Below are 24892 nucleotides of genomic sequence, written 5' to 3' on the forward strand. Positions count from 1 at the left end.
AGTAAGTTTGGAGTGCGGATTTTGCTAAACTACTATAGCCTGAATATTTCTTAATACTCTTTTCTCCAGAATTTCCCAATGCGTATCTCTCTGAATTGGCTCCGTGAACTTGTAGACTGCGATCTCTCGCCGCAAGAGCTAGATGAAAAACTGACTATGGCAGGCTTTGAAGTCGAGTCAATAGAGGATCGCAGGACATGGGCTGAGGGAGTTGTGGTTGGACATATCCTTACGGCTGAGCGTCACCCTAATGCTGATAAATTACAGGTCTGTAAAGTAGATGTAGGTGCACCTGAGCCTTTACAAATCGTCTGTGGCGCGGCAAATGCTAGACAGGGTTTGTTTGTACCTGTTGCCACAATTGGCACTTATTTACCGACGGTTGATTTGAAATTGCGCCCGACTAAGTTACGTGGCGAGCGTTCTGAGGGGATGATTTGTTCACTTTCAGAAATTGGGCTAGCTAAAGAATCAAGCGGTATCCATGAATTTCCTGAAGGCGTGACCGTTGGGTCAGATGTGCGTCCATTGCTCGGACTTGATGATGCGATTCTTGATGTGACTTCAACAGCTAACCGTGCTGATGCACTGAGTATGGTGGGGATCGCCCGTGAAGTAGCAGCGCTACTTGGCAAAGAAGTGCGATTACCATTAGCAACTACAGATTTTCAGCCAAAAGCCGCGAATTGGGTAACGGTAGAAGATTCTAAATCTTGCCCTGCCTACATTGGGACATTGATTAAAGGCGTAAAAGTTGCACCTTCGCCCGAATGGTTAAAACGCCGCGTTGAAGCGGCGGGAATGCGCTCTATTAACAATATCGTCGATATTACCAACTACATTTTGCTGGAATGGGGACAGCCTCTCCATGCCTTTGATGCGGATACTTTGGCTGACGGTATCAAGATTGGTGTGCGCTTTGCAAAGTCTGGTGAAAAGATCAAAACTCTTGACGATGCCGATCGCAGTCTTACTAGTCAAAATTTGTTGATTACATCAGGTGACAAACCGATCGCGATCGCAGGCGTGATGGGTGGCGCAGAAACTGAAGTTTCTGAAAAAACTATAAATATTGTTTTAGAGGCAGCTCTATTCACGCAAGTCACCACAAGGCGATCGGCTCGTGCTCAAGGGCTACGCACCGAGGCATCGGCACGCTATGAACGCGGCGTTAATCAAGCTGCGATCGAATCTGCCTCGGCAAAAGCGGTGCAGATGATTATGGAGATGGCTGGTGGTGAAGTCGTAGAACAGAGCATCGTGGATGCACGTTCCAAGGAAGTTCGCATGATTGATTTGCGCTTGACTAAGGTGTGGCAAGTCCTTGGAGAGGTCGATCGCGAAGATGATGACGCATTAGCTTTACTTTCTGAAGCTGAAGTCGAACAAACTCTCAAAGTACTGTCCTTTGAGCTGGTAAAGCAACCGATCGAAGAAGGCAGCTATGCTACATGGAAAGTAACCGTGCCTCCCTATCGTTATGCTGATATTGAGCGCGAAATCGACTTGGTGGAAGAAATTGCGCGGATCTACGGCTACGATAAATTTGTGGAAACTTTACCTGCAAGAACTGAGTTTGGGTTCCTTTCCGCCGATCAAGAAGGTGGTCGGATGATTCGAGCCGCCTTTCGTGCTGTCGGCTTGAATGAAGTAATGCATATGTCCCTATGCAGTCCTGCTGAGTCTCATCAGGTGAAAATCAATAATCCTGTAGCGATCGAATATGGCGCTTTGCGTGGTGATTTACTCACTAATTTGATTGAGTCATGTGCTTTCAATATTAATCAAGGCAATGGAATCCTGAATGGATTTGAAATTGGTCGCGTGTTCTGGCTCGATGAAGCTGGCAGTGATGAAACCGATCGCATTGCAGGGATTTTCGGCGGCGACCCGACCGTCGGCACTTGGCAGCATGAATCCAAGCCTATGAATTTCTATGAAGCGAAAGGCTTGCTGGATTCTGTCTTCCATAATCTCTGCGTATCAGTCGAGTATCAACCCGATCAAAAAGATACAAGATTGCATCCAGGACGAACTGCATCGCTATGGATCTCAGGTGAACGCCTCGGTACATTCGGTCAGTTACATCCACAGCTACGCGCTGAGAGAGAACTCCCTGATGAAATTTATGCCTTCGAGCTAGATTTCTACACATTGCTTGATGCGATGATGAAGAAATCGATTCCTACATTCCATCCTTTCTCCACTTACCCCAGCAGCGATCGCGATATTGCTTTCTTCGCACCATTGAAGTTCACAGTTGCTGATATTCAGCGATCGATTACCCATGTGGGCGGCGAGTTGCTAGATTCTGTAACTCTCTTCGATCAATATATTGGTAAAGGCGTTCCTGAAGGTTCTCGCAGTCTTGCCTTTAGACTAGTTTATCGAGCTAGCGATCGCACTCTAACTGATGCCGATATTAATCCCATTCATCAGAAAGTCCGTGACTTACTTGAAGAGAAGTTCCAAGCAACATTGAGAAGTTAGTTGTTTGTTAAAACGATTGGCTTAAATCAAAGAGCAAGGGCAATTTATGAATTGACCTTGCTCTTTGATTTTGTCTGTGGTCGATAAGACGTTTTACAAAGGGCGGCAATAATGCGATCGCCTGTTTTGTCACCATGAGTAATCTCTAATTTCTCCCAGACTTTAGGTTGGGTAATTTGGATAAAGGCGAGTGCCTCATTAGGGGAAATGACATTTTCGCGATCAAATTCCTGAGAGAAATGACACTGATATCCAGATGCTAATAGAACATCTGCGATCGCATTTTTAAAGGCTTGTTCAGAGGTTCAATTCATGGCAATCTATGATTATCCCTTGAAAAATACTGAAGGGGAGAGGTTAAAAAAGTTAGCTAGTTTTTCAATATGTTCTACTGTGAATTTACGCTTGCCATTGAGAATTGCTGACACAATGGATTCTGTTTTAAAAATTGGAACTAGGTCTTTTTGTTGAAGGTTAAACTCATGGATTAGTGCCTTGAGTAACTCAACGCCGCTTAAATCGGGGATGGATACATACTTTTCTTCGTATTCATAAATCAGCATTCCCAGAATATTGATGTAGTCTTGTTGTTCTGGTGTTATTTCGTCAGCATCGACTATGCGATCGATCACTCCTTGGACTGCAAGTAAGTCCTTTTCTGATTTGATTGGTCGTGGTGGAAATGTTTGTAGAAGTTGGATGTAATTATTAGTTTCGGCTGTAATCATAGATTTTAATTTTTGGTTGATAGCTAATTGTTTTATTCGTACCAGTCATCTTTTTTCCAGTCGTTTCTGTCATATTCAGCATGAGTAAGAATATTGCGAATAAAAATCTTTTGGTACTTATAATCAATGAATGCGATTAAACGGTATTTATTTCCTCCGATATTAAAGACTGTCAGATTTTTTACTTGATCGGCTGAGGCAAAAACTTCACGCACTTCGATAAAGTTTTGCCATTTGGCAGTAATAGCGATTTTATGCCAAAGAAGTAAACTCGGTTTTGAGTCTGGATGCTTTTCCCAAAATTCAATAAGGCGCGATCGCGTGATGATGTGCATAGATAAAATCTTAGCAAATTGCGAAGCTGGCTACAAGGGTGAGGATGTCAAAATTTAGCAAAATCTAGAATAAGGAAAGACACTATTTTAGTTTTTCGCTAAAAACTAAAATAAGCACCATTGTTGTTTTAGTTTTTTGAGATTGAGGTCTTTTGATTGATGACGCTGATATCCAGACGCTAATAAAACATCGGCGATCGCATTTTTAAAGGCTTGTTCAGAAATTCGTAATGTGGCAGCTACTTCCGAGTATGCACAGTTTACCCGCTCTGATGAATATAGCGATCGATGTTCTACTTTAACGCATTGACACATTCTGTGAATCTCCTATGTCGATCCATTGACAGTAATTTTGAACCTACCATTCCGTACTTCCTACAAATATGGTCTCTCCACTGCTGAGACTTGTATTTGCACAAGCATCAGCGATCGCCTTTGCAAAATCGGCAACGGTTGGTAATGTACCTGCTTGTTCGCGTCGTTCGTTGATAAATCCTCGATTTGCACGTTCCATTAGTTTTGGCGTGATTGTCCCTTCGATTAAATCTCCACTAACAACGACCAAACTAATTCCTTTATCAGTGAGTTGGGGAATGCGATCGCGCAGCGACTGTTCACCTGCGTATTTACTTGCAGCAACGTTTTCGTAGATGGCACTTACAGGCTTTTGTCCATAAAAATGCGCTAAGTGACTAGTCACAAACACAATTCGTCCACCATCTTTCATTAAGGGAACTGCTAGATCTGCCAATCGCTCTTGCGCCTTGAGGTTAAGATCCATCGCATAGTCTGTGGATTTATCCTTTTCCATACCACCACTGGCATTAAGTACTAATAAGTCCAATTTCGTCAAGTCAGTGGCAATGCTCTGCATCATTTTGCCAACCTGCTCTGCATTGGTGATGTCTGCTTGTGCAAGAATCGCACGACTCCCAGTTGTTATCACATTCGCTGCAATTTCTTCGGCTCGATGCGCTTTACTGCGGTAGTTGATGATGATATCGGCTCCCCGCTCAGCCAATTGTTGAGCAACAGCCGCACCAATGCCTCGCGATGCACCAGTTACTAAAGCAATCTTTCCCCTTAAATCAAGCACGATGCGGCTTTACTCCTACGAATTTAAACTTTGTCTAGATTCAACGATAAAACAGTCGCTTACCAAAGTAAAGTAGAGCGAAATACACTCATGCTTTTGTATGATGCTAATTGATGAGATGTTCTCAAGGCTTTCTGGTCATTGGATTTACGAGTTAACGTACATTAGAAACGCACGAATTGTCATAAACCATAGGGCGATCGCAGAAATCAAATAGAGATAAAATCGCAGCATAATCAGATTGAATGTACAGTGGACAAGGCTGTGCAAGGTGCGAAACCCAAAGAAAATCCATGCCGTATTGACATATATTGAATCTACCTGTTTGGTGATAAAGAGATAGAAGACAAGGGCATAAAAAATGATTGGAAGCTCAAATAAATTTTTGAGATTGTCTGATGGATTGGATACTGCTGGAGGAGATAACTGAGCGAGGACAACTGGTGTAAGCTCTTTGGGAGTTAGCTTTTTATTCACAATAAAATTGATGCGGCGAATATACATGTACACCCACACTAAAATTGTGAGGAGTATGGTTGCAAAGAAGGGACTGAAGATAGCTTCCTGTGTCATTGTTTCGATCATTTCAATCCGTTTGGGAGAACGAGAGTAATATTAAGTTGAGTGCATTAATTTCTCTAGACCTCGATCGGGTACACTTCGTTCAAAAGTTTGCGCTATGACAAGTCCCTTAAAGCTGATCTTTGAATCAATCAACCAATCGCAGGAGCGACACAATTTGCGATCGCAGGTTGCACCGACTATTGGTGAATATTTTGCAGCTACGCGATCGGCGATTTTTTTCTTTGACCAATTACATTTGGGCAATCGTGATTTTCAGAAAATATTGAATGTGGCGCTATCGGTCGAACATAATCCCATTGCCCGTTATCTCGTCGAGCGACATTCTCCTGTCCATGAAGGTTTAGTTGTAACACCCAAAGTCTGGTCATTAATTTGCCCCCGACCCGATCATTGGCATGTTATGGCAGGTCCGATTGTCAATAGTGGTCAGTTAGTGGGCGTAGTCGGTTGCACTCGTGAGAAGGCAATGACTAGCTTTGATACGCAAAATTTAGCTGATTTGAGCGCGATCTGTTTGCATGTATCAGCTTGGATTGCAACGAATACATCTCAGCGTCAATCTCTGAGTAGCGATCTCTTAACACCTCGCGAGTTACAAATTGCGGAACTGGTTGCTCTTGGTCGAACAAATGCCCAAATTGGGATTGAGCTTTGGATTACAGAAAATTCTGTAAAGCAAGCTTTAAAGCGAATGTTCCGTAAACTTGAGGTTTCATCACGAGCAGAGATGGTTGGACAACTTTCTACGAAGCAATAGATTTTTAAAAGTGTTGCTTTGCAACACTTTGAGGACTTACGCAAAAATGCCCTGAAAGTCTCATTTTACATTAGGGAAATTCATGAATTGCCCCTACATCTTGTTCTTTTACTCTTTTTAGTTTTATATCCTGAACAAAAATTACATTGCAATTACTATTAGAGTCAAAAAAGATTGGTATTGCTACTATTCAAGTTATATAGCTGTAGCCAAGTGTGCATAGGACGTAAAACCCAAGAATTGATTGGCGGCGCGAAGCGCCGCCAATCAATTCTTGGGTTTTGATTTGTCCTAAGACAAGTGACTATAGCTGTAGCAAGGCATGTAATCAAAGCTAAAAAGAGAGTTGTGGTGCTTTGCACCGCAACTCTCTTTTTAGCTTTATGTCCAGAATTAAACCCCAAATCCAATAAGGGTTTTAATTCTTCTAAATAGCACGCCATTTGCAGAATTGGTATTACCGCAATTTTTGATTCTGGTTTGAGAACTAGGCGCTGTAGTTTGTTTCGGCAGACTAAGTAAATTTTTGATTTAGACTAATCTGACCAACTTGGCGCTCAAATCCCACATGCGCTCGGCTCTGGCATCATCGCGAGCTTGAGGAGAGACTGTCTGAACAAAGGACTTACCATCTTTTTTCTGCCGATTGCCCCAACTCCAGTAAGCTCCTGACTGTTTGTATTCAGGAGCAGCGATAACATCAGCAACTCTTTCACCTGACAGCTCCTGAGTGACATATCCCTTGGTAATATTCTTTTGGAACAATGGGAATAGCTTCTGAAAGAGAGGATAGTGATTGCGGAAGAGCGGCGTATCAGCAACGCAACCAGGATAGAGAGATGTGAAGGTGATCCCAGTGGATTCATGAAAGCGGCGGTGCAACTCTCTCATAGTCAGGATATTGCAAACTTTGCTCTCTTTGTAGGCGCGGACAGGTTCAAATTTCTTCCCATTTGCCATGGAGATTGGTGGCTTGAATCCTTTCTCAAAGCCTTCGAGATTACCAAGATCTGGCTGTGGAGGAATCTTACCGCCCAGCTCATCGGGATTATGGGTGACAGTTCCTAAGATGACCATACGGCGATCAGGATAGGTGGACTTTTTCATGTCATCTAGTAACAGATTGCAGAGGAGGAAATGACTGAGGTGATTGGTGGTCATTGTCAACTCAAAACCTTCAGGCGATCGCAATGGTTCTTTGAGTAAAGGCATATAGATCGCGGCGTTACAGAGCAAGGCATCAAGAGGCATTCCTGTTGCGCGGAACTTAGCCACAAATTCGCGCACACTAACTAGGGAACCAAGATCAACTTGGATGATTGTGTAGCTGCTTTTAGGAATACCGACGGATTCGGCGGCTTTTTCAGTTTTGGGGATATTGCGGCAAGCCATGACGATATGCCAGCCTTTGTCTGCCATTGACTTGGCAGACCATAGTCCAACACCTGAAGATGCGCCTGTGATAATAACTGTAGGCTTGTGATACTGTGACATTTTTAAGAATTAATCTATAGACTTTGATTAGAATTTTACAGTGATTTGGGATTAGGCAACAAATGGGGGACGAAGCATTGCGCTGAATGTCTTTACTACAGCAAATTATAAACTAGCGAACCAATAAATTTTTTACATATAGCTACAGTCACTTGTCTTAAGACAAATCAAACCACAAGAATTGATTGGCGGCACGAAGCGCCGCCAATCAATTCTTGTGGTTTATGTCCTAGTCCACTTGGCGACAGCTATAAAGCCGCACATTACGTGGCTTTATGTAAAAAATCAGCTTAGTTTTATAGAAAATTTGCTGTAGGAATCCAACCATTAGCTATAGACACTTGTATCGCAATGTATAGAGATAGCTAGGACAAATCAAAACCCAAATTAATAAAGGCAGAGCTTTGCTCCGCCTTTATTAATTTGGGTTTTATGTCCTAAGCAAAGCTTACATTACTATATCTGCAAAACCCTTCCCTACAGCCTAATTATAGATTTCTGTGGGAGTGCTTTAGGATCGTCTAGGGCGCGAAAATTCATGACACTAACCCAAAAACTTGCCACGCAGGGATAATTTGTCGATAAAACCTCTCTGCTTTTATCGTGTGAACGTGAATAAATAGCGTTTTTTATAGTGCGGCGATCGCAGTATGGAAATATTTTCTCTGAGGTTGTAAAAAAATGTACGTTACTGTGTCATAATTGCAAAGCGTTAAAAAACGCCCTCATGGCTCAGGGGTAGAGCATTCCCTTGGTAAGGGAAAGGTCACGGGTTCAAATCCCGTTGAGGGCTTATTCAGAGACCATCGGTATAATCAGAATAATCTCATCGAAGCATCTCAAAAGATGGCTGAAAGATGTACAGATGAACGATTAAACCGATTTGCGGTCAAAAATCTGACAAAGATCGATTTCGTAGACTTTAGCTTAGCAGTCAGCCTGATAAAGCAGCGTCGTTCGTTTAATTATTTGGTCGTTCGTTTAATTATTTGTATGGCAAGCTCAAACTAGTAAATCAATAAATATGATGAATATGCTGTGATGAATGCCTAGTTATTCATCTCTCTGATAAATACATCATAAAGAACGTTACCATCCGCAGTAAATCTTATCGCTGGCAAATTTCTAAATAAAAGAAATGCTCTTCCGAAATCTACTTCAATTTTATCGGTGGATAGTTTGAGCGGCTTCTTCATAATTCCTTGTTGGTAAACACCTATAAATAGCGCACCCTCAGCAATAACATCTAATTTGACATTATCCTCATCAATTTCTATCTGTCCATGATTCCAATGAAAAAGAACTTTCGTAGATACAGTTCTAGTTTTATTGTTAATCCAATTTTGGATATCTCTCTCTTTATATAAACAATCAAAATTGCCAAATACAGTTGCTTTTTCGGTAATTTTAGTAGGTATCTATGTCCATCTACATTTAATTAACTACTGATTATTTTGCTCCACTTGCTCTACTATTTCTGTATACATTTCTTGACTAACAGACAATCGGTTAAGCCAACTATCAAAATATTGAAGTCCATGCTCAGAAGCCTTTTGATAAGAAGGTCGATCGTGCTTCAAATACATATATTTCATAAAATCTTTTTTGTTTTGAATTTTGTCGGCTACTAACATCTTATGAACTTTGTCGAGTGGGCCAATTTCGATGGAGTCGAAGCTTTTGATTTTATTTTTGATCTTATAACTACTAGTAACTCGCCGATACTCCATTCCTAGAATTATGGCGCGAGGAGAGATAAAGGAAAGTTCATCTGAATCATCAGAAAGTAACTGAGATAGTGATTTGTCATTTTGGAAAATTGGATGGAGACAAAATGCTTCCATCAAGTCTTCGTTGTTGCCGTAAATCAACTGAAGAATAAAAGCACCTTCTTGAATATGGTTCATGTAGCTAACGCCACTTCGCCGCGCGACCTTACCTTTATATTTTTGCTGAATCAGCTTATAAAAAGGGTTATTCGCAATTGAATCAAGAAAATCATGTCTCATAGGATAAATTATGATGAATATTATCATGTAGTCCTAATATTAGCCTAAAGCAAACTCTGTATATTGCCGCACATAAGGTGCATGATAGGCATAGAGTTTGGAAGCATGTCATAATCTTTCAATCCGCCGCAAAGTCGAGTATGGAGCGCTATGAAAATTCTCATTGTCAATCCGCCACACCCATCAATAGGCAGTCGCATTCCACTTGAGCAGTTGCCACCACTAGGACTTCTGTGCGTGGGTGGGTCATTAATAGATGCTGGACATGATGTCACACTGCTCGATGCTGAAATTGGTCCCCTTTCGCATACTGAGATTGTTCGGCAAGTCGTTATGCACTGCCCACAGGTTCTTCTCATTGGACATTCTGGCTCGACATCGGCGCACCCAATTGTCGTCGATTTGACTCGGCACTTTCGTGCAGAGTTACCGAACATCACAATCATTTATGGTGGTGTCTTCCCAACTTATCATTTTCGTGACATCCTCGCTCATGAACCACAGATCGACCTGATTATTCGTGGCGAAGGTGAGGCTACCGTAACCAAATTGATGGCAGCTATTGAATGTGCTAATCATCTCCCTCATGATTTTGTCAGCGTAGATGGTATCGCTTTCCGCCTTGATGACGGTCAGATTGTTGAGACACCGCCAGCTCCTATGATTGAAGACCTCGATGCCTATCGCGTTGGCTGGGAATTGATTGATCTCAAAAAATATAGTTACTATGGCGGAAAGCAAGCTGTTGTTATGCAGTTCTCGCGGGGATGTCCACATCTATGCAACTACTGTGGTCAGCGCGGCTTCTGGGCGCGTTGGCGGCATCGCGACCCACAGAAATTCGCCAAAGAGATTGCTTGGCTCCATCGTACACACGGAGTGGAGCTAATTAACTTAGCTGACGAAAATCCAACTGTGAACAAGGCGATCTGGCGAGAACTTTGCGAGGCAATCATCGCCGAGAATATCAATGTGACTATTATCGGCTCAACTCGTGCGGATGATATTGTTCGAGATGCGGATATCCTACACCTGTATCGCAAAGCTGGTGTTGAGAGGTTTCTTATGGGGATGGAGAACACCGATGAGGCTACGCTCAAAAAAATTCGCAAGGGAGGAGCAACGCAGACCGATCGCGAGGCTATTCAACTGCTGCGAAAACATGGCATTCTGTCGCTCGCAACATGGGTAACTGACTTTGAGGAGGTGAAAGATTGGGATTTTATCCGCTCCCTGCGACAGTTGCTTTTGTATGATCCAGACCAGATTATGACGTTGTATGTCACACCACACAGATGGACAGGATACTACCGCATTGTATCTGGTCGCCGCATTATCCAACTAGATCAACGCAAGTGGGACTATAAACACCAAGTTCTACAGACACTACATATGCCACCTTGGCGCATTTTTCTATGGGTCAAGTTTATCGAAATTGTGCTGCAAACTCGCCCAAAGGCATTATGGAGATCGTTTCTCCAAAGCGATCGCGCGGCTCGACATGGGATGAACTGGTTTACCCGTATGGGGAAGCGTGTTTTTTTACACGAGTGGTGGAGTTTTTTCTTTCGCGATCACCGTGTAAGTGATGGTCCCACACTGGATCAATTCTGGGGTGCGCCACAAGATCATCAAGAGATTCCGCTACGCATCCTTCGTCCTAACAACCAACACAAAATATGAGTTTGACCCAAAGCCCCTGTTTAGGCTATCTTTTGAGTAGTACATATTTGTATATCAAACATGTACGAAATAGTCGCAACAGCAGTCATAAGGGCAAACAACCTTGCAATCCGAATGGTGGATCGCCATTCTTGCATTTAGTCTAAGCGCGCATCACTGGCTTGCTCTTAACTGTGCGTCTCTCGCTACTAGTGTGTTATTACGGTTTGGCTTCCGAAAAGCTAACGAACACACTAGTAGCGGAGCCGCTGGAGTTGAGCAATCCAGTCCTGAGAGGTTTACGAAGGAGTAACCTGTTGACTGCTGAATGTGACTTTTTTACAGCGCAAAGCGCTGAATGAGAACCCAAATTTCTATTTAAAAATGTTGTAAAGCAGCATTTTTAAATAGAAATTTGGGTTCTGTTTAATCGCAACTTGCGGTAAATAACTATGACTAACCAACCCCGCACCCGTCAGGAACTTTACGATCGCATTAGGCGTAGCTCCAGAGATGAAGTAATTCTGGAGGAAATGATTCGTTTAGGATTTTGGCCAGCCGCAGGTGAAATGCCCAAGGATCCTGCCGATGAGATTCGGCGCAAGGGCGAGATCATGCGGGAGCTTGAGGATTTACGAGCGCAAAATCGCCAACTGCATAACGAAGAAGCACTCAAAAAAGAAGCTTTAGCCCAGAGATTAGCGGAGTCTAAACGCAAACAGCAAGAAACCAAAGAGCGGCGAGAGCGAGAGCGGCAAGAACGTTTAGAAATTTGGGAACTCAAGAAACAACAAGAAATTGTATTTCTAGGTGAAGGAGTTTCCGCAGGACTCAATAAAACCGAATGCGATCGCGATCGCTTACAAAGCTACGGCTTACCAGAATATGGCACATCAGGAGAGATTGCTGCTGCCATGGGAATCAGCCTCGGTGAACTGCGGTTTTTAGCCTTTGCACGACGGGCTAGCAATATCTCTCACTACATCCGTTTCAAAATCGCTAAGAAAACAGGCGGCGAGCGGTTGATTTCTGCACCGATGCCAAGGCTCAAACGAGCGCAGACATGGATTCTCTATAACATTTTAGAGCAAGTAGATTTACATAAGGCGGCGCATGGATTTTGTCGTGGGAGATCGATTGTCACCAATGCCGAGCCACATGTGGGAGCCGATGTGGTTATTAATCTAGACTTACAAGATTTTTTTCCTTCTATCTCTTACAAGCGGGTCAAGGGATTGTTTATATCTTTAGGCTATTCTGAAGCTGCTGCCACGATATTTGGACTAATTTGTACTGATGCTGCTGTAGAGGCAGTAGAACTTGATGGCAAAACCTATTATGTGGCTTTAGGCGATCGCCATTTACCCCAAGGCGCACCCAGCAGCCCAGCTATTACCAATTTAATTTGTCGTCGCCTCGATCTGCGTCTTACTAAGATGGCAGCAAGTCTGGGTTTTGTGTATACCCGCTATGCTGATGATTTGACCTTCTCTGGTTCTGGTGAGAATTTGCGACAGATCTGTAATGTGCTGAAACGGACGGAAGCGATCTCAACTCATGAGGGATTCACCATCCATCCCCAAAAGACGAGAGTTCTCCATAAGTCTCAACATCAAGAAGTAACAGGGATTGTAGTCAATGAGAAGCTAAATGTGGATAGAGAGACACTCAAACGTTTTCGGGCTACCTTGTTTCACATTGAGAAGGATGGATTAGCAGGAAAGCATTGGGGTAACTATCCTGATTTAATTCAATCGATTGAAGGCTTTGCGAACTTTGTGGCTATGGTCAATCCTGAAAAGGGTGGCAAGCTCAAGGAGCAAGTCCAGCGCATTAAAGCCAAGTACAGACCAAAACGTGTAAAGCGCATAAGACGAAAAAGTAACTAAAAACCCTCTCTTAAACTAACCTTCTAATATCGCCAAAGGTACGATAAAAACTACCATTGGAAGATTCTCGGATTTCTTCAACCAGATAACGTGCGCCAGCTTCGCGAATATCTTTAGGAAATTGGACTTTCCAATTCTGATTGTAGCCGTCAGAGATAACGCGAATTCGCAATTTACTTCCATCTTGGAAACATTCCACTAATACGCCTTGACTACTATCAGAAGTGGTTTCTAAGGTTGCAGAAGGGAGAATATCCTCTAAAGTTGAAGCTTTGATATTGACTGTTTCGGTCACAGTGCCAGACTGAGCTGCTAGAATCGCTGCTTCACTGGCATCAATGCAAGCCAAAAAGCCCAAGTGCGTCACAATGTAGAGATGATCTTTAAAGAATTGCATAGACTGGGACGCGCCACAGCCAGAGTCTAGCTTCCAGAGGCGATCGCCTGCTTCATTAAAACAGTAGATCGCGCCATAGGTATCGCCTGCAAATACATACTTGCCATTCTCAGCCGTGGCACAGGAGCAGAGATAGGCATCGCAACGATAGACAGCCTCAACATCACCTTTTTTGCTAAAGCGGTGGACATTTCCAGTAGTTGTCGAAGCAAAGATGCTGGACTCCTCTTGCCAACCAAAGCCCACCAAACCATTGACTCGATGCGACCAAATTTCTGTTCCATCCTCCCAGTCATACATCGTGACCCCATTGTTGTAGCCATGATATACCCCAATCTCATCACAACGCACCATCCAGCCGCGATCGCCTGCGCTCTTTTTCGACCATTGCGACTCATCATCATGATTAATCACGGTCACATATCCCGCCGCATCGGAAACAGCGAGAATGCCATCTTTGACATCAATCCAAAAGATATCCACATTATCGGCAATGGCGTAAGCCACACGCGGCAATTTGCCACTGAGATCATAGACATTGCCATCATCACAACCAGCATAAAGCCAATCATCATCAGCGAGAATACATTTCACTCCATCTGGAAGCTTGTATTGAATCTGGACTTTGCCATCATGGGTAATTGCGGAAATCTTACCTGCTTGATTTCCGACGAAACAGAGATCGTCTTTGATATAAATCCCCAAGGCGCTTGCACCCGTGTCAAACCGCCATACCACAGGCGCTTGAATGATTGGCGATCGCCTTCCTTTTCTAGACTGGTTATAGCTCTCTGCGATCGCGCCTGAACGACGAGTGACAGATCTTTTCTGGCGTTCGCCCATGACGGCTAGCCCATAGCCTTTGCGTTTCTTTTCGTTAATTTTTTTAGTGGCATCAGCCAGAGCTTTCTCAGGTGTGGCAAAGGTTGAGACTTTAGTTTGTCCGCGATCGCCGATCCGACCATAGCGGATGGTTACTTCTGAACCATTTACAGTTACTTCATAAAACTTATGAGAGCCACTATCTCCTTCGGATAGTTCCAAATAGGTTTTTTGTTCTGACATAAGATATCTATCGGTAGTTTTATCTATTTTAAATAGGGCATACACAAATAAACCAAGAACTCAAGTTCTTGGCTAAAAGCTCAAGTCCACTGAAGTGGACTATAGAATACTCTAAATTAACCCGTTCCAAAGGGTTTGAGCTTTTAGCCTGCACTTGAGTGCAGGGCTAATTTAATGGATATTAGAAAGTTCTAAACTAACTTTCTAATATCTCCAAAGGTACGATAAAAACTACCATTGGAAGATTCGCGAATTTCGTCAACGAGATAACGTGCGCCTGCTTCGCGAATGTCTTTGGGGAATTGCACCTTCCAAGTCTGGTCATAGCCATCAGAGATAACGCGAATTCTCAACTTGCTTCCTTCTTGGAAACATTCTAACAATACACCACGGCTACTATCTGAAGTAGTTTCCAATGTCGTAGATGGTAAAATATCCTCTAATTTCGGAGACTTGATATTAACGGCTTGAGTGAATGTTCCTGCTTGAGCAGCTTGAATTGCGGTTTCACTAGCATCAATACAAGCAAAAGAGCCGTCAGTTGTGACGATGTATAACCTCCCATTAAAGAACTGCATCGAATAAGCAGAGCCGCAACCAGTTCCCAATTTCCAGAGGCGATCGCCATCACGGTTGAAACAATAGATCGAAGAACAGTTATCACCAGCAAATACATACTCACCATCGCCTGCGGTCGCACAGGAATAGATGGCAGCATCACATTGATAGGCAGTGCCGATTTCACCTTTTTTGGTGAAACTTTGGACTAACTTGTTATAAGTACCAACATAAATCATGGACTCCTCTTGCCAACCGAATAGGACATCGCCTTGGGTGGGCTGATTCCAGATCACTTGTCCATCTTCCCAGTCATACATCGTTACGCCTTGACTATGCCCGTGATAGATGCCAATCTCATCGCAACGCACCATCCAGCCAGCAGTGCCACTGCTACGTTTTGTCCATTTCGATTCATCCTCATGATTGATGGTGGTAATACCACCATCTCGATCTGACACCCCTAAAATGCCATCGCTAATATCTAGCCAAAAAATATCAACATCCCGTGCAATCTCATAGGCAACACGCGGCACTTTTCCACCCAAGTCATAGACCTTACCGTCATCACATCCTGCATATAGCCAATCGCGATCGCTAACAATACACTTTACGCCATCAGGTAGTTTGAACTGATTCGTAACTTGACCATCGTGAGTGAGAGTATAGATCCGCCCATCTTGATTACCAACCCAGTAACCCATTTCATCGACAGAGACACCAAAGGCAGATGCTCCAGTGGCAAACTTCCAGATGACTGGCGACTGTTTAGAGGATGATTTGGTACTGGTAATTTGTCGGCGAGTAACAGATCTTTTCTGGCGCTTGCCCATTACAGCTAGGGCATAACCTTTACGCTTCTTTTCGTTGATTTTTTTGGTGGCATCAGCCAGAGCTTTCTCAGGTGTATCAAAGGCAGAGACTTTGGTTTGTCCGCGATCGCCAATCCGACCATAGCGAATCGACACATTTGTATTATTCACAATTACTTCATAAAACTTGTGAGAACCACTATCTCCTTCCGATAGCTCTAAATATGTTGTTGTTTGTTCTGACATAAGAAATCCATTGGCAGTTTCATAAAATATAACTCTAGCAGCCTGTCGGGGAAACCCCAAATTGCTCGTAACTCTTAGCTCGTAGGGTGTGTTAGCGTCAGCGTAACGCACCCAATAACCGCAGGTGCGTTACGCTATCGCTAACACACCCTACCAAAGAGTTGAAGCAGAGAGGTGCGGCACACCTCTCTGCTTCGTTTTGAGTCCATTTAGATATGGCATAATAGCGATATTGCGATATATTCCCGAAACGTTGAACCAATCCTACTTTCAGTCCGAACATTTACTCTTTGACCCAGCCACACCAGATCACGATGCAGTAAATATTGTCTTTGCTTTTCCCAATACCTACACCGTGGGAATTACGAGCTTAGGCTATCAAGGCGTTTGGGCAAATTTAGCCACGCGATCGCAGATCAACGTGAGCCGATGGTTTACCGATGCCCATGAGGACTTACCACGGAAGATTGAAATATTAGGATTTTCGTTTTCATGGGAACTAGATTATGTCAATATTCTTGCCGCTTTAAAAAAATTTGATATTCCCATCGATACCTGCGATCGCAATGATGAGCATCCATTAATATTTGGAGGAGGCCCAGTTCTCACCGCCAATCCAGAACCATTCGCAGCATGGTTTGATATTGTGCTACTTGGCGATGGTGAAGAATTAATTGGGAACTTCTTAAATGCTTATCACGAAGTTCGCCATGCTAGTCGCGAAGTAAAATTGCGCCATTTGGCAAAATTAGATGGAATTTACGTTCCGTTATTGTATGAAGTAACCTACGAATCCGATGATGGTGCGATCGCTTCAATTCAACCCATAGATTCTGAAATTCCTGCCACAATCCATAAACAAACCTACAAAGGGAACACTCTCTCTGCCTCTACAGTGGTTACAGAGAAAGCCGCATGGGAAAGTATCTTTATGGTGGAAGTGGTACGAAGCTGTCCTGAGATGTGTCGCTTCTGTTTAGCAAGTTATTTAACACTTCCCTTTAGAACCGCTAGTTTAGAGTCAAGTCTGATACCTGCGATCGCAAAAGGATTAGAGGTAACTAAACGCCTAGGCTTACTTGGTGCATCAATTACCCAACATCCTGAATTTGATACATTGCTCGATCATCTCGCCCAGCCTCAGTTTGATGATGTGCGGCTCAGCCTTGCCTCAGTCCGCACCAATACCCTAACGGAAAAATTAGCCCGAATCCTCTCTACTCGTGATAGTCGCTCTGTCACCATTGCGATCGAGAGTGGCTCTGAACGTTTGCGCGAAATCATCAATAAGAAATTGCATAATGATGAAATCAAGCAAGCGGCGGTCAATGCTCAAGCTGGTGGATTGAAATCGTTAAAACTCTATGGCATGGCAGGCGTACCGATGGAAAATGATGACGATATCGACCAAACGATCGAGATGCTAATTTCTCTTCGTAAAATCGCGCCAAAGCTGAAGCTCACTTTTGGTTGCAGTACGTTTGTACCTAAGTCTCATACGCCTTGGCAATGGCAGGGCATCAGCACTACTGCCGAAAAGAAAATGCAGTATTTCCGCAAAAAACTATTACCTAAAGGAATTGATTTTCGCCCTGAAAGTTATAAAGATTCGATTGTGCAAGGGCTAATTTCCAGAGGCGATCGCCGTCTAACCAAGTTATTGCGTCTAGCTTGTAGCTATAGTGATGGCGATGTTCCTAGTGATGGTTCCTATAAACGTGCTTTTAAGGAATTGCGTGGACAGTTACCGCCTCTAGCTTGGTATGTCCATGAAGATTGGGATGTTAATCAAGTTCTACCTTGGCAACATCTTCGCAGCGCTTTGCCCGTAGAGACATTAATTAAACATCGCAAAACTTCTCTAGCTTTTTAATAACCAAAAAGCGAATGACTGCCAAACAGATAAAGAAAACTTTTCTCATGCCTTCAGTTAATGTCTAACGGCTAAATTGAGCGGCAAGCGATCGCCCCCTATTCAACACTTCAATATCTCAATATTGTCCGCTCCAATGATGTATTATGCATTAATAACTTGCCAATTGTTTATCTCTTGGGATCGCACATCCATGTTCGGGACTTAAGTAGAGAATAGATGCTATATGCTTACCTTGGCACTGGTCAGTTAATGAAGGATGGGTGCTGAAATGCCCATTTCATGGATACAAAAAAGACGCAAATATGTTGTCACGCTTTATCTGACCAGTGCCTTAGCTTTGCGATAGCCCCTTTTCAATCATAAATAGTAAAACAGTGAGCGCACTCATATTCCCCAACATAGAGCAAACAAGGAATTATAGAAGATTGCGTTTTTCTTCTTTAAGATACTTTTCTAATGCAACCCGCTCTTTATACCAACCAACCTGCAAAAATCTAATAATTCGAATAATTGAGATAAATGAGAGAAATAAACAAAGAAACATAGGAAATAGCTCATTTGGGATCTTAGTTGAGAAATTCCAACTAAGAAGAAGAGTTAATAACAATATAAAAAAATAATATAGAATGTCAGCTATGAAAATACCTTTCCAGTCTTCAAGAATTAATGCCTTGTTTTCAAGAGTATAAGTCAACTTAGTATCGAGAATTTTATCTCTCATCTCATTCAAATACTTAGTAGTTTCTGTCGCAGGTTTAAAAAATGCCCATATAACAAGAAATATTGGCAAAAAGTTTTCAAGAGCATCCATTTTCATTTTTTTGACAGTGCCTCAAAAGTTAAAACTATAGACCTTGTAATTTTTAAACGCCTCAGTCCTTGCAGGTATATATGCCAGAGGCTAAAGGCTCGCTTGAGTGGCTGTAAACAATCTTAGCAATATACCAAGATATTTCAACAGTCCGATCCAAGCGAATAGTTAGACCGCTTACCCGTTATTTTCACAAATTTCTTTAGATAATAGTGTGCGAACCTTAGCATCAAAATCAGGATCATCTCTAGATAAATTCACAACCTGATAATCACCTAACTTTTCATCGAAGACGTAGTGTCCTGAAGAAGGATAGTCTGAACCTACCATTTTAAGTGCTTCAATCAAGTCAGCAATCGCAAGTTTGAATACTCTGTGTTTTCGGGTATGGTCTGAACAAAATATAATTCCATCCAGTTCATTAGACTCCCCGAAGCACGGCACAAAGATGTAGCTGTGGATGAATTGATTACAAATATCTTTAAGCTTAATTGACTCGCTTGACGGATTTTGAAGATCATAGAGTTCATTAATCCCGTCTCGATTAAATCGCGTCACAGGTAGCCCCATAGATTTAAAAGCCTGAAGCGATATCTTTGCCTCTATTACATAGTCTGACAACTTTTTAGCTTCAATAAGTTTTCGTATTGAGTAGAAAGCAAAAAATATCTCTTTCTCAAATAGAAAAAAAGACCGTTCTGTCCATCGTTTTTGATGAATGCGCTTAGACAACTTTAAGGCTGTCTTCAACAGATCTTCTTTCCAGTCACGAGACTCCCAAATCATATGCTAAGACTATTTTTCTCTTGAAATACTTGGGATCTGAACAGTCTAACGGCTGAATTGAGCGGCAAGATATCTTTCGCTATCTACGAAAATACTACGCTTTTGTTCGCTCCAATGATGTGTTATACCACGATCGCTTAACAATTATTTGTCTTTGAGATCGCAAATAACTTCTCGGAACTCATCAACGAAGCGGACTACTTTTTACTGCCTAATCTTTGCTCGAAACGGATCGCTTTGACGGGCATATCGGTTTGGTATAACTACGTGTTTGAAGGAAAATTTCTGTCTAATCATCTAAATCGGTGTATTTGACAGAAATACTCATGCATTATTTAGCTATATAAACCTGAACCACTCAATACAAAAATACGCAAGTTGAGCCACAACCACGCAAATTTTTAGATCTGATCCCAGACTTAGTTAGAGAGATTGTTTTACTCTTTGGCTTTGGTTGCGATCGCCCCAACAATCTCTTTACTGCATGTAACCAAAACTTGATTTACCTAAAATAAAAGGGGTAGTGCTTTGCACTACCCCTTTTATTTTAGGTAAATCGTCAAACGTCCCCCCCACAAAATATAAGACCCGCAAAGCGAGTCTTATAACCTTAATAGCGACTAACGCGCCGAGAGTTATTTCTTACTGGTATAGGAATCAACTCAGGTTGGGGCTGATTTTGTCCCAAAAGGGATTCTAGAACGCGATTTAGAATTTCGCCGATCTCTTTCAGTGCTTTCTTGATCGCTTTCACTATAATTGGCTCCCTATCATCGTCTAGGTTTATTTACTTAATCATAACAAATCTTTTCCTAAACAAATCTAAAGCTGACATTACAGTTGCCTTTCTAATCCAATTTCTTCCTCTAGAGGGACTAAAACGCAACTCGATCGCCTCGACTTTGCCATCTGGATGCGCGATCCCAACATAAATTAAGCCCACAGGTTTGGTCTCCGTGCCACCAGTTGGTCCCGCGATCCCTGTAATACTAATCCCCCAATCAGACTTGAGTTTTGCTTTGATCCCGATCGCCATTTGTTCAGCCACGATCGCACTAACCGCCCCATGCTGATCAAGAACTTGGCGATCGACATTAAGTAAATCAACTTTGACATCATTGCTATAACTAATTACACCACCAAGGAAATAACTAGAACTGCCTGAAACCTCGGTTAAAGCTTCACCTAACCATCCGCCTGTGCAAGATTCAGCAACTGTAAGAGTTTGCCCACACCCTTGTAAGAGGCTACCAGCAACACTCGCAAGGGTATCCTCATCAGTGCCATAGCAAAACTCACCCGTGAGTTCACGAATCTCGGCTTCGACAGGAGCAATTAAGGCGATCGCCTCTTCTTGAGTATTAGCCCTTGCAGTAATTCGTAGTCTTGCTTGTCCGTAATTGGCATAAGGCGCAACAGTAGGATTCTTAAGATCAAAGAAGTGGTTAACCTTCGTTGCAAGAGCAGATTCAGCTATGCCCCAGTACAGCAAAACCTTAGAATGAAAAGTACCTTGTCCATAGTTTCGGGATTGCAGCAATGGCGCAGCAGTCTGCTCCCACATGGGATGCATCTCGCTAGGCACACCAGGAAAAGTCAGGATCAATAAATTGGGCTGCGGTTCCCAGATCATCCCTGGGGCAGTCCCAACGGGATTATGTAGTATTTCTGCACCCTTAGGTAGTAGCGCTTGTTTGCGATTATTAGGTGTGAGAGTCCGTCCAGTTTGCGCCGCCATCTGCTGGATGCGCTCCCAAATTTCGGGACGTTCTTCGAGGGGTGTGTTGAAAAAATTAGCGATCGCCTCAGTTGTCAAATCATCGGGTGTAGGACCAAGTCCACCAGTGGTAATAATCAAGTTAGAGCGACTCGCCGCAATTTCTAAAGCTTGGTGAATGCGATCGGGGTTGTCACCAACAACGGTTTGATAAAAATGTGGCACTCCCAACAAGGCAAGTTGCTGCGCTAAATACTGAGCATTACTATTGAGAATTTCGCCCAACAATAATTCTGTGCCAATGCAAAGGATCTCCGCGCCAACATTCATATGCTTACTCTCTCAGTTTTATACAAATAAAAGGGGTGCAACGCACCCCTTTTATTTTAGTTATTGATTTTAGTTATTGATTTCACGCCGCTTCGGTTTTTCGACATTGATTCGAGGACGCTCAACTTGTACTTGTTGTCGTTCGGGATCTGAATACTCTGCATTTCGGTCTTGATAATCGTCAGAATTTGAGTTAGGGGTTGGGTCAAAAACTTCAAATCTGGCGCTATGTCCAGCTTCTTCAGCGGCAGTCATCACCACAGTCCGAACTGCTTGAATCGTCCGTCCCCCTTTACCAAAAATTCGCCCCCGATCTTCTGGATCGAAAGCAACTCTGATCCAGACGCGATCGCTTTTGCTATTTGACTCAAAATCTACCCGCAGCGCGTCTGGATGAGCTAATAATGGCTTCAGCAAAAAACTAATTAAGGCGTTATAGTCTGGCACAAGTTTAGATTTGCACGAATTTAGAATTAATTCAAAAATTAAGCAGTAACGAGATCGAATACTTTTGCTTTTTCGAGGATGCGACGTACTGTGTCAGTAGGTTGAGCGCCTTGCTTGATGCGAAGAACGATCGCAGGTACATCCAGTTGGGTTTCTTTGGTGCGTGGGTTATAGAAACCGAGTTCAGCAAGAGGACGACCATCGCGGCGGCTGGTGCTGTTTACGGCAACGATGCGATAGCTGGCTTCAAATTTCTTGCCAAATCGCTTTAATCTCAACTTCATCATGGGTTTATGGCTCTAGTTTCTGGGTTTGATCTAGTTCAATACTATTTGGATATTTTAGCAGGCTTATTAATATAGCATTATTTTAAGTACCTCAGCATAATTAAAAAACTAGAGTCAAAATCTGTACCGCCCGTGCAGCAGGCGGTACAGATTTTGGGATCTTATATTTAATTGAGCCTAGCTACTTAGGGTTTAAATCGTAGATAATATGATTGTCATCTATGATTTAAAACCGTGCCATTTTTTCGTCAATACATTGCACCGTTCATCATCTTTGCAATCTTTTTGTTTACTCTAGTATTGGTTAGCTCTCGCGCTTTCTTGCCAGACGACATGGTTGCCCCAGCCCCCATCGGCGTACTTTCGGGCATATCTCTTATCTCCTAGCTTTAAAGCATCATGACTGAACTTACTTGGCAGCGACGACATGTGATCTCGCTAGCCGATTTTACGCCGAACGATTATGAAACGGTCTTACAAACTGCCGTTAGCTTCTTAGAAGTTTTATCACGCCGCAATAAAAAAGTGCCAACCTTGCAGAGCAAAGTTGTCGCCAATTTGTTTTTTGAATCCTCGACTCGTACTCGCAATAGTTTTGAGCTTGCCGCCAAGCGACTCTCTGCCGACACCTTAAATTTTGCTCCAGGAACATCGGCACTCACCAAGGGCGAAACAATCCTCGATACAGCAAGAACTTTTTTGGCGATGGGTACGGACATTATGGTGATTCGCCATCAATCGGCGGGTGTACCTTTAGCGATCGCCCGCGATATGGATGCCCTCAGTGGCAAAGTGGCAATTCTCAATGCTGGTGATGGCAAGCATGAACATCCATCTCAAGCATTGCTCGATCTGTTAACCCTCTGCATGTATCTCAATCCCAAGGCTCCCACGGCAAAAGATCTCAAGGGCAAAAAAGTCGCGATCGTTGGCGATATTTTGCATTCACGGGTAGCGCGATCGAATCTCTGGAGTTTGCTTACAAATGGCGCAGATGTACATCTCGCCGCACCACCAACATTATTGCCACCAGAATTTGCCGAATATGGCGCAAAAATTCATTATTCCCTTGAGCCAGCTCTTGAGGATGCGGACTTTGTGATGACGTTGCGATTGCAAATGGAGCGCATGGGGCAATTCTTAATTCCCAGTTTGAGAGAATATCATGCAAGGTATGGCATAACTCGCGATCGCCTAGCCAAATGTGCACCCAATGTCCAAGTTTTGCACCCTGGCCCCGTTAATCGTGGTGTAGAGATTAGCTCTGACTTAATGGACGATCCGCGCTTGAGTCTGATCGATAAACAGGTAACTAATGGAGTCGCCATTAGGATGAGCTTATTGTATTTACTTGGCACAGCAATTTAAATTCTTGCAACAAGTAGGAATTCTTATTATTTGTAGGATGCGTTAGTGTAACGCATCAACATCAGAAATATAGAGATAAAAATGAGCTTTGTTTTTGCAGATTTGTTTGCTGGGATTGGGGGATTTAGAATTGCCCTAGAAAATCTTAATGGCAAATGTGTGTTTTCTTCTGAGTGGGATAAATATGCACAAATAACTTATGCAGCTAATTTTGGTGAAACACCTCATGGAGATATTACTAAAATTCATCCATCTACAATCCCAGATATTGACATCTTAACGGCTGGGTTTCCATGCCAACCATTTAGTTCAATTGGCAAACGTGAAGGCTTTGAACATCCTACACAAGGAACTTTATTTTATGATGTGGTGAAGATTATAAAAGAGAAAAATCCTAAGGCTTTTATTTTAGAAAATGTTGAGGGTTTAGTAACTCATGATGGTGGAAAAACTTTAAGTATTATATTAGAAACTTTATCTATATCTGTAAATGGACAATATCTTTTTCTATGTAAATCTGATGTTAGATACCATGTTTTTTGGTGCGTTTTAGATGCAAAAGATTATGGCGTACCACAAATACGGAAAAGAATATTTATAGTGGGAATATCTGAAGATATTTCTGCCGATATTCCTAACTTTAGTTTTCCAGTATCTATTCCGAATAAAAAATTTATTGGCTCTTATGTAGAAGAAAATGTAAGCGGCTATTCAATATCCAAACATTTGCAAAATTCATATTTGTTTAAACTCGATGATGGTAGACCAGAGTTAATTGACAAAAAATCTAAGATTCAGGTAAAAACCTTGTGTTCTACTTATCATAAGATTCAGAGACTAACTGGTACTTTTGTTAAAGACGGAGAAACTGGGATTAGATTGCTTAGTGAAAATGAATGTAAAGCAATTATGGGATATCCCCAGAGTTTTATTATTCCTGTTTCAAGAACACAAATGTATAGACAGTTTGGCAACTCAGTTGTAGTGCCTGTTGTATATGAAGTTGCTAAAAGTTTAATTAATTGTTTAGCAAAATATACAGCCGTTAATAAAGAAGAGTTAGTCAAACAAGGGAGATTAATCAGTGTCTGATATTCATCAAGAACCCACAGAAAAAAGCACGGTTCAACTTAATATCATTAAAGAA

Annotated in this window: 22 protein-coding genes and 1 tRNA gene; 8 read left to right on the forward strand and 15 right to left on the reverse strand. The window is 42.5% G+C overall.

Annotated features, from left to right (window positions below; translation table 11 throughout):
- Positions 1–78: 78 nt before the first annotated feature.
- Positions 79–2490, forward strand: a complete 2412-nt coding sequence (pheT, locus tag CQ839_RS17120; protein WP_103669512.1) for a phenylalanine--tRNA ligase subunit beta — start codon at positions 79–81, stop codon at positions 2488–2490.
- Between the two features lie 326 nt (positions 2491–2816).
- On the opposite strand, the gene CQ839_RS17125 is transcribed toward pheT, so the two are convergent.
- The 5 genes from CQ839_RS17125 to CQ839_RS17145 all read right to left on the reverse strand — a co-directional run bounded on the left by CQ839_RS17125 (position 2817) and on the right by CQ839_RS17145 (position 5234).
- Positions 2817–3218 (reverse strand): type II toxin-antitoxin system HigA family antitoxin, encoded by a 402-nt coding sequence (locus CQ839_RS17125; RefSeq protein WP_103669513.1) that lies wholly within the window; start codon positions 3216–3218, stop codon positions 2817–2819.
- 32 nt (positions 3219–3250) lie between these two features.
- Positions 3251–3553 (reverse strand): type II toxin-antitoxin system HigB family toxin, encoded by a 303-nt coding sequence (locus CQ839_RS17130; protein ID WP_103669514.1) that lies wholly within the window; start codon positions 3551–3553, stop codon positions 3251–3253.
- Positions 3554–3658: 105 nt separating this feature from the next.
- A complete protein-coding gene (locus CQ839_RS17135; RefSeq protein WP_103669515.1) occupies positions 3659–3868 on the reverse strand; it encodes a hypothetical protein in 210 nt (69 codons plus the stop codon).
- Positions 3869–3911: 43 nt separating this feature from the next.
- Complete coding sequence (locus tag CQ839_RS17140) at positions 3912–4649, reverse strand: SDR family oxidoreductase (RefSeq protein ID WP_103669516.1); 738 nt, start codon at positions 4647–4649, stop codon at positions 3912–3914.
- A 147-nt stretch (positions 4650–4796) separates the two neighbouring features.
- Positions 4797–5234, reverse strand: a complete 438-nt coding sequence (locus CQ839_RS17145; RefSeq protein WP_258040772.1) for an MAPEG family protein — start codon at positions 5232–5234, stop codon at positions 4797–4799.
- A gap of 94 nt (positions 5235–5328) precedes the next feature.
- On the opposite strand from CQ839_RS17145, the gene CQ839_RS17150 reads away from it, so the two are divergent.
- On the forward strand, positions 5329–5991 hold the full coding sequence (locus CQ839_RS17150) for a LuxR C-terminal-related transcriptional regulator (RefSeq protein ID WP_103669517.1): 663 nt from the start codon (positions 5329–5331) through the stop codon (positions 5989–5991).
- 531 nt (positions 5992–6522) lie between these two features.
- Here the strand turns inward: CQ839_RS17150 and CQ839_RS17160 are convergent.
- Positions 6523–7485: a protochlorophyllide reductase gene (locus CQ839_RS17160; protein ID WP_103669519.1), complete on the reverse strand. Its 963-nt coding sequence runs from the start codon at positions 7483–7485 to the stop codon at positions 6523–6525.
- A 721-nt stretch (positions 7486–8206) separates the two neighbouring features.
- Between CQ839_RS17160 and CQ839_RS17165 the strand changes: the two genes are divergently transcribed.
- Positions 8207–8278 (forward strand) — tRNA-Thr (locus CQ839_RS17165).
- Positions 8279–8927: 649 nt separating this feature from the next.
- On the opposite strand, the gene CQ839_RS17170 is transcribed toward CQ839_RS17165, so the two are convergent.
- On the reverse strand, positions 8928–9392 hold the full coding sequence (locus tag CQ839_RS17170; protein ID WP_181016229.1) for a hypothetical protein: 465 nt from the start codon (positions 9390–9392) through the stop codon (positions 8928–8930).
- Between the two features lie 252 nt (positions 9393–9644).
- Between CQ839_RS17170 and bchE the strand changes: the two genes are divergently transcribed.
- Together bchE and CQ839_RS17180 are read left to right on the forward strand one after the other, a co-directional pair.
- The gene (gene bchE / locus CQ839_RS17175) at positions 9645–11177 is read left to right on the forward strand and encodes a magnesium-protoporphyrin IX monomethyl ester anaerobic oxidative cyclase (protein ID WP_103669521.1); all 1533 of its coding nucleotides are present in this window, start codon (positions 9645–9647) and stop codon (positions 11175–11177) included.
- Positions 11178–11608: 431 nt separating this feature from the next.
- Positions 11609–13045: a reverse transcriptase family protein gene (locus tag CQ839_RS17180; RefSeq protein ID WP_103669522.1), complete on the forward strand. Its 1437-nt coding sequence runs from the start codon at positions 11609–11611 to the stop codon at positions 13043–13045.
- A 10-nt stretch (positions 13046–13055) separates the two neighbouring features.
- Here CQ839_RS17180 and CQ839_RS17185 read toward each other — a convergent pair whose 3' ends face one another.
- Positions 13056–14507, reverse strand: a complete 1452-nt coding sequence (locus tag CQ839_RS17185) for a WGR domain-containing protein (protein WP_103669523.1) — start codon at positions 14505–14507, stop codon at positions 13056–13058.
- 191 nt (positions 14508–14698) lie between these two features.
- A complete protein-coding gene (locus CQ839_RS17190; RefSeq protein ID WP_103669524.1) occupies positions 14699–16123 on the reverse strand; it encodes a WGR domain-containing protein in 1425 nt (474 codons plus the stop codon).
- 253 nt (positions 16124–16376) lie between these two features.
- On the opposite strand from CQ839_RS17190, the gene CQ839_RS17195 reads away from it, so the two are divergent.
- Positions 16377–17996 (forward strand): radical SAM protein, encoded by a 1620-nt coding sequence (locus tag CQ839_RS17195; RefSeq protein WP_103669525.1) that lies wholly within the window; start codon positions 16377–16379, stop codon positions 17994–17996.
- A 418-nt stretch (positions 17997–18414) separates the two neighbouring features.
- Here CQ839_RS17195 and CQ839_RS17200 read toward each other — a convergent pair whose 3' ends face one another.
- The 6 genes from CQ839_RS17200 to CQ839_RS25745 form a co-directional block, all read right to left on the reverse strand.
- A complete protein-coding gene (locus tag CQ839_RS17200) occupies positions 18415–18810 on the reverse strand; it encodes a hypothetical protein (RefSeq protein ID WP_146048757.1) in 396 nt (131 codons plus the stop codon).
- A gap of 177 nt (positions 18811–18987) precedes the next feature.
- The gene (locus tag CQ839_RS17205; RefSeq protein ID WP_103669527.1) at positions 18988–19596 is read right to left on the reverse strand and encodes a hypothetical protein; all 609 of its coding nucleotides are present in this window, start codon (positions 19594–19596) and stop codon (positions 18988–18990) included.
- 787 nt (positions 19597–20383) lie between these two features.
- On the reverse strand, positions 20384–21643 hold the full coding sequence (locus CQ839_RS17210) for a competence/damage-inducible protein A (RefSeq protein WP_103669528.1): 1260 nt from the start codon (positions 21641–21643) through the stop codon (positions 20384–20386).
- Between the two features lie 69 nt (positions 21644–21712).
- Positions 21713–22090, reverse strand: a complete 378-nt coding sequence (locus tag CQ839_RS17215) for a KH domain-containing protein (RefSeq protein ID WP_103669529.1) — start codon at positions 22088–22090, stop codon at positions 21713–21715.
- A gap of 38 nt (positions 22091–22128) precedes the next feature.
- Positions 22129–22377, reverse strand: coding sequence for a 30S ribosomal protein S16 (rpsP, locus tag CQ839_RS17220; protein ID WP_094532087.1), 249 nt, complete (start codon positions 22375–22377; stop codon positions 22129–22131).
- A gap of 248 nt (positions 22378–22625) precedes the next feature.
- Positions 22626–22748 carry a hypothetical protein gene (locus CQ839_RS25745; protein ID WP_258040773.1) on the reverse strand — a complete coding sequence of 41 codons (123 nt, stop codon included), beginning with the start codon at positions 22746–22748 and terminating at the stop codon, positions 22626–22628.
- Positions 22749–22776: 28 nt separating this feature from the next.
- Here CQ839_RS25745 and CQ839_RS17225 point away from each other — a divergent pair, with 28 nt between their 5' ends.
- The gene (locus CQ839_RS17225; protein WP_103669530.1) at positions 22777–23745 is read left to right on the forward strand and encodes an aspartate carbamoyltransferase catalytic subunit; all 969 of its coding nucleotides are present in this window, start codon (positions 22777–22779) and stop codon (positions 23743–23745) included.
- 81 nt (positions 23746–23826) lie between these two features.
- On the forward strand, positions 23827–24837 hold the full coding sequence (dcm, locus tag CQ839_RS17230) for a DNA (cytosine-5-)-methyltransferase (protein ID WP_103669531.1): 1011 nt from the start codon (positions 23827–23829) through the stop codon (positions 24835–24837).
- The last annotated feature ends 55 nt before the right edge of the window (positions 24838–24892 follow it).

The sequence above is a fragment of the Pseudanabaena sp. BC1403 genome (assembly GCF_002914585.1).
GTDB lineage: Bacteria > Cyanobacteriota > Cyanobacteriia > Pseudanabaenales > Pseudanabaenaceae > Pseudanabaena.

Coding starts and splice junctions, on each gene's coding strand:
- CQ839_RS25745 (WP_258040773.1), bottom strand. CDS start 22,748: ATGCCCGAAAGTACGCCGATGGGGGCTGGGGCAACCATGTCGTCTGGC.
- CQ839_RS17160 (WP_103669519.1), bottom strand. CDS start 7,485: ATGTCACAGTATCACAAGCCTACAGTTATTATCACAGGCGCATCTTCA.
- CQ839_RS17145 (WP_258040772.1), bottom strand. CDS start 5,234: ATGATCGAAACAATGACACAGGAAGCTATCTTCAGTCCCTTCTTTGCA.
- CQ839_RS17130 (WP_103669514.1), bottom strand. CDS start 3,553: ATGCACATCATCACGCGATCGCGCCTTATTGAATTTTGGGAAAAGCAT.
- CQ839_RS17150 (WP_103669517.1), top strand. CDS start 5,329: ATGACAAGTCCCTTAAAGCTGATCTTTGAATCAATCAACCAATCGCAG.
- CQ839_RS17180 (WP_103669522.1), top strand. CDS start 11,609: ATGACTAACCAACCCCGCACCCGTCAGGAACTTTACGATCGCATTAGG.
- CQ839_RS17135 (WP_103669515.1), bottom strand. CDS start 3,868: ATGTGTCAATGCGTTAAAGTAGAACATCGATCGCTATATTCATCAGAG.
- CQ839_RS17125 (WP_103669513.1), bottom strand. CDS start 3,218: ATGATTACAGCCGAAACTAATAATTACATCCAACTTCTACAAACATTT.
- CQ839_RS17200 (WP_146048757.1), bottom strand. CDS start 18,810: ATGGATGCTCTTGAAAACTTTTTGCCAATATTTCTTGTTATATGGGCA.
- CQ839_RS17210 (WP_103669528.1), bottom strand. CDS start 21,643: ATGAATGTTGGCGCGGAGATCCTTTGCATTGGCACAGAATTATTGTTG.
- bchE (WP_103669521.1), top strand. CDS start 9,645: ATGAAAATTCTCATTGTCAATCCGCCACACCCATCAATAGGCAGTCGC.
- rpsP (WP_094532087.1), bottom strand. CDS start 22,377: ATGATGAAGTTGAGATTAAAGCGATTTGGCAAGAAATTTGAAGCCAGC.
- CQ839_RS17190 (WP_103669524.1), bottom strand. CDS start 16,123: ATGTCAGAACAAACAACAACATATTTAGAGCTATCGGAAGGAGATAGT.
- CQ839_RS17205 (WP_103669527.1), bottom strand. CDS start 19,596: ATGATTTGGGAGTCTCGTGACTGGAAAGAAGATCTGTTGAAGACAGCC.
- CQ839_RS17185 (WP_103669523.1), bottom strand. CDS start 14,507: ATGTCAGAACAAAAAACCTATTTGGAACTATCCGAAGGAGATAGTGGC.
- CQ839_RS17170 (WP_181016229.1), bottom strand. CDS start 9,392: ATGAACCATATTCAAGAAGGTGCTTTTATTCTTCAGTTGATTTACGGC.
- pheT (WP_103669512.1), top strand. CDS start 79: ATGCGTATCTCTCTGAATTGGCTCCGTGAACTTGTAGACTGCGATCTC.
- CQ839_RS17225 (WP_103669530.1), top strand. CDS start 22,777: ATGACTGAACTTACTTGGCAGCGACGACATGTGATCTCGCTAGCCGAT.
- dcm (WP_103669531.1), top strand. CDS start 23,827: ATGAGCTTTGTTTTTGCAGATTTGTTTGCTGGGATTGGGGGATTTAGA.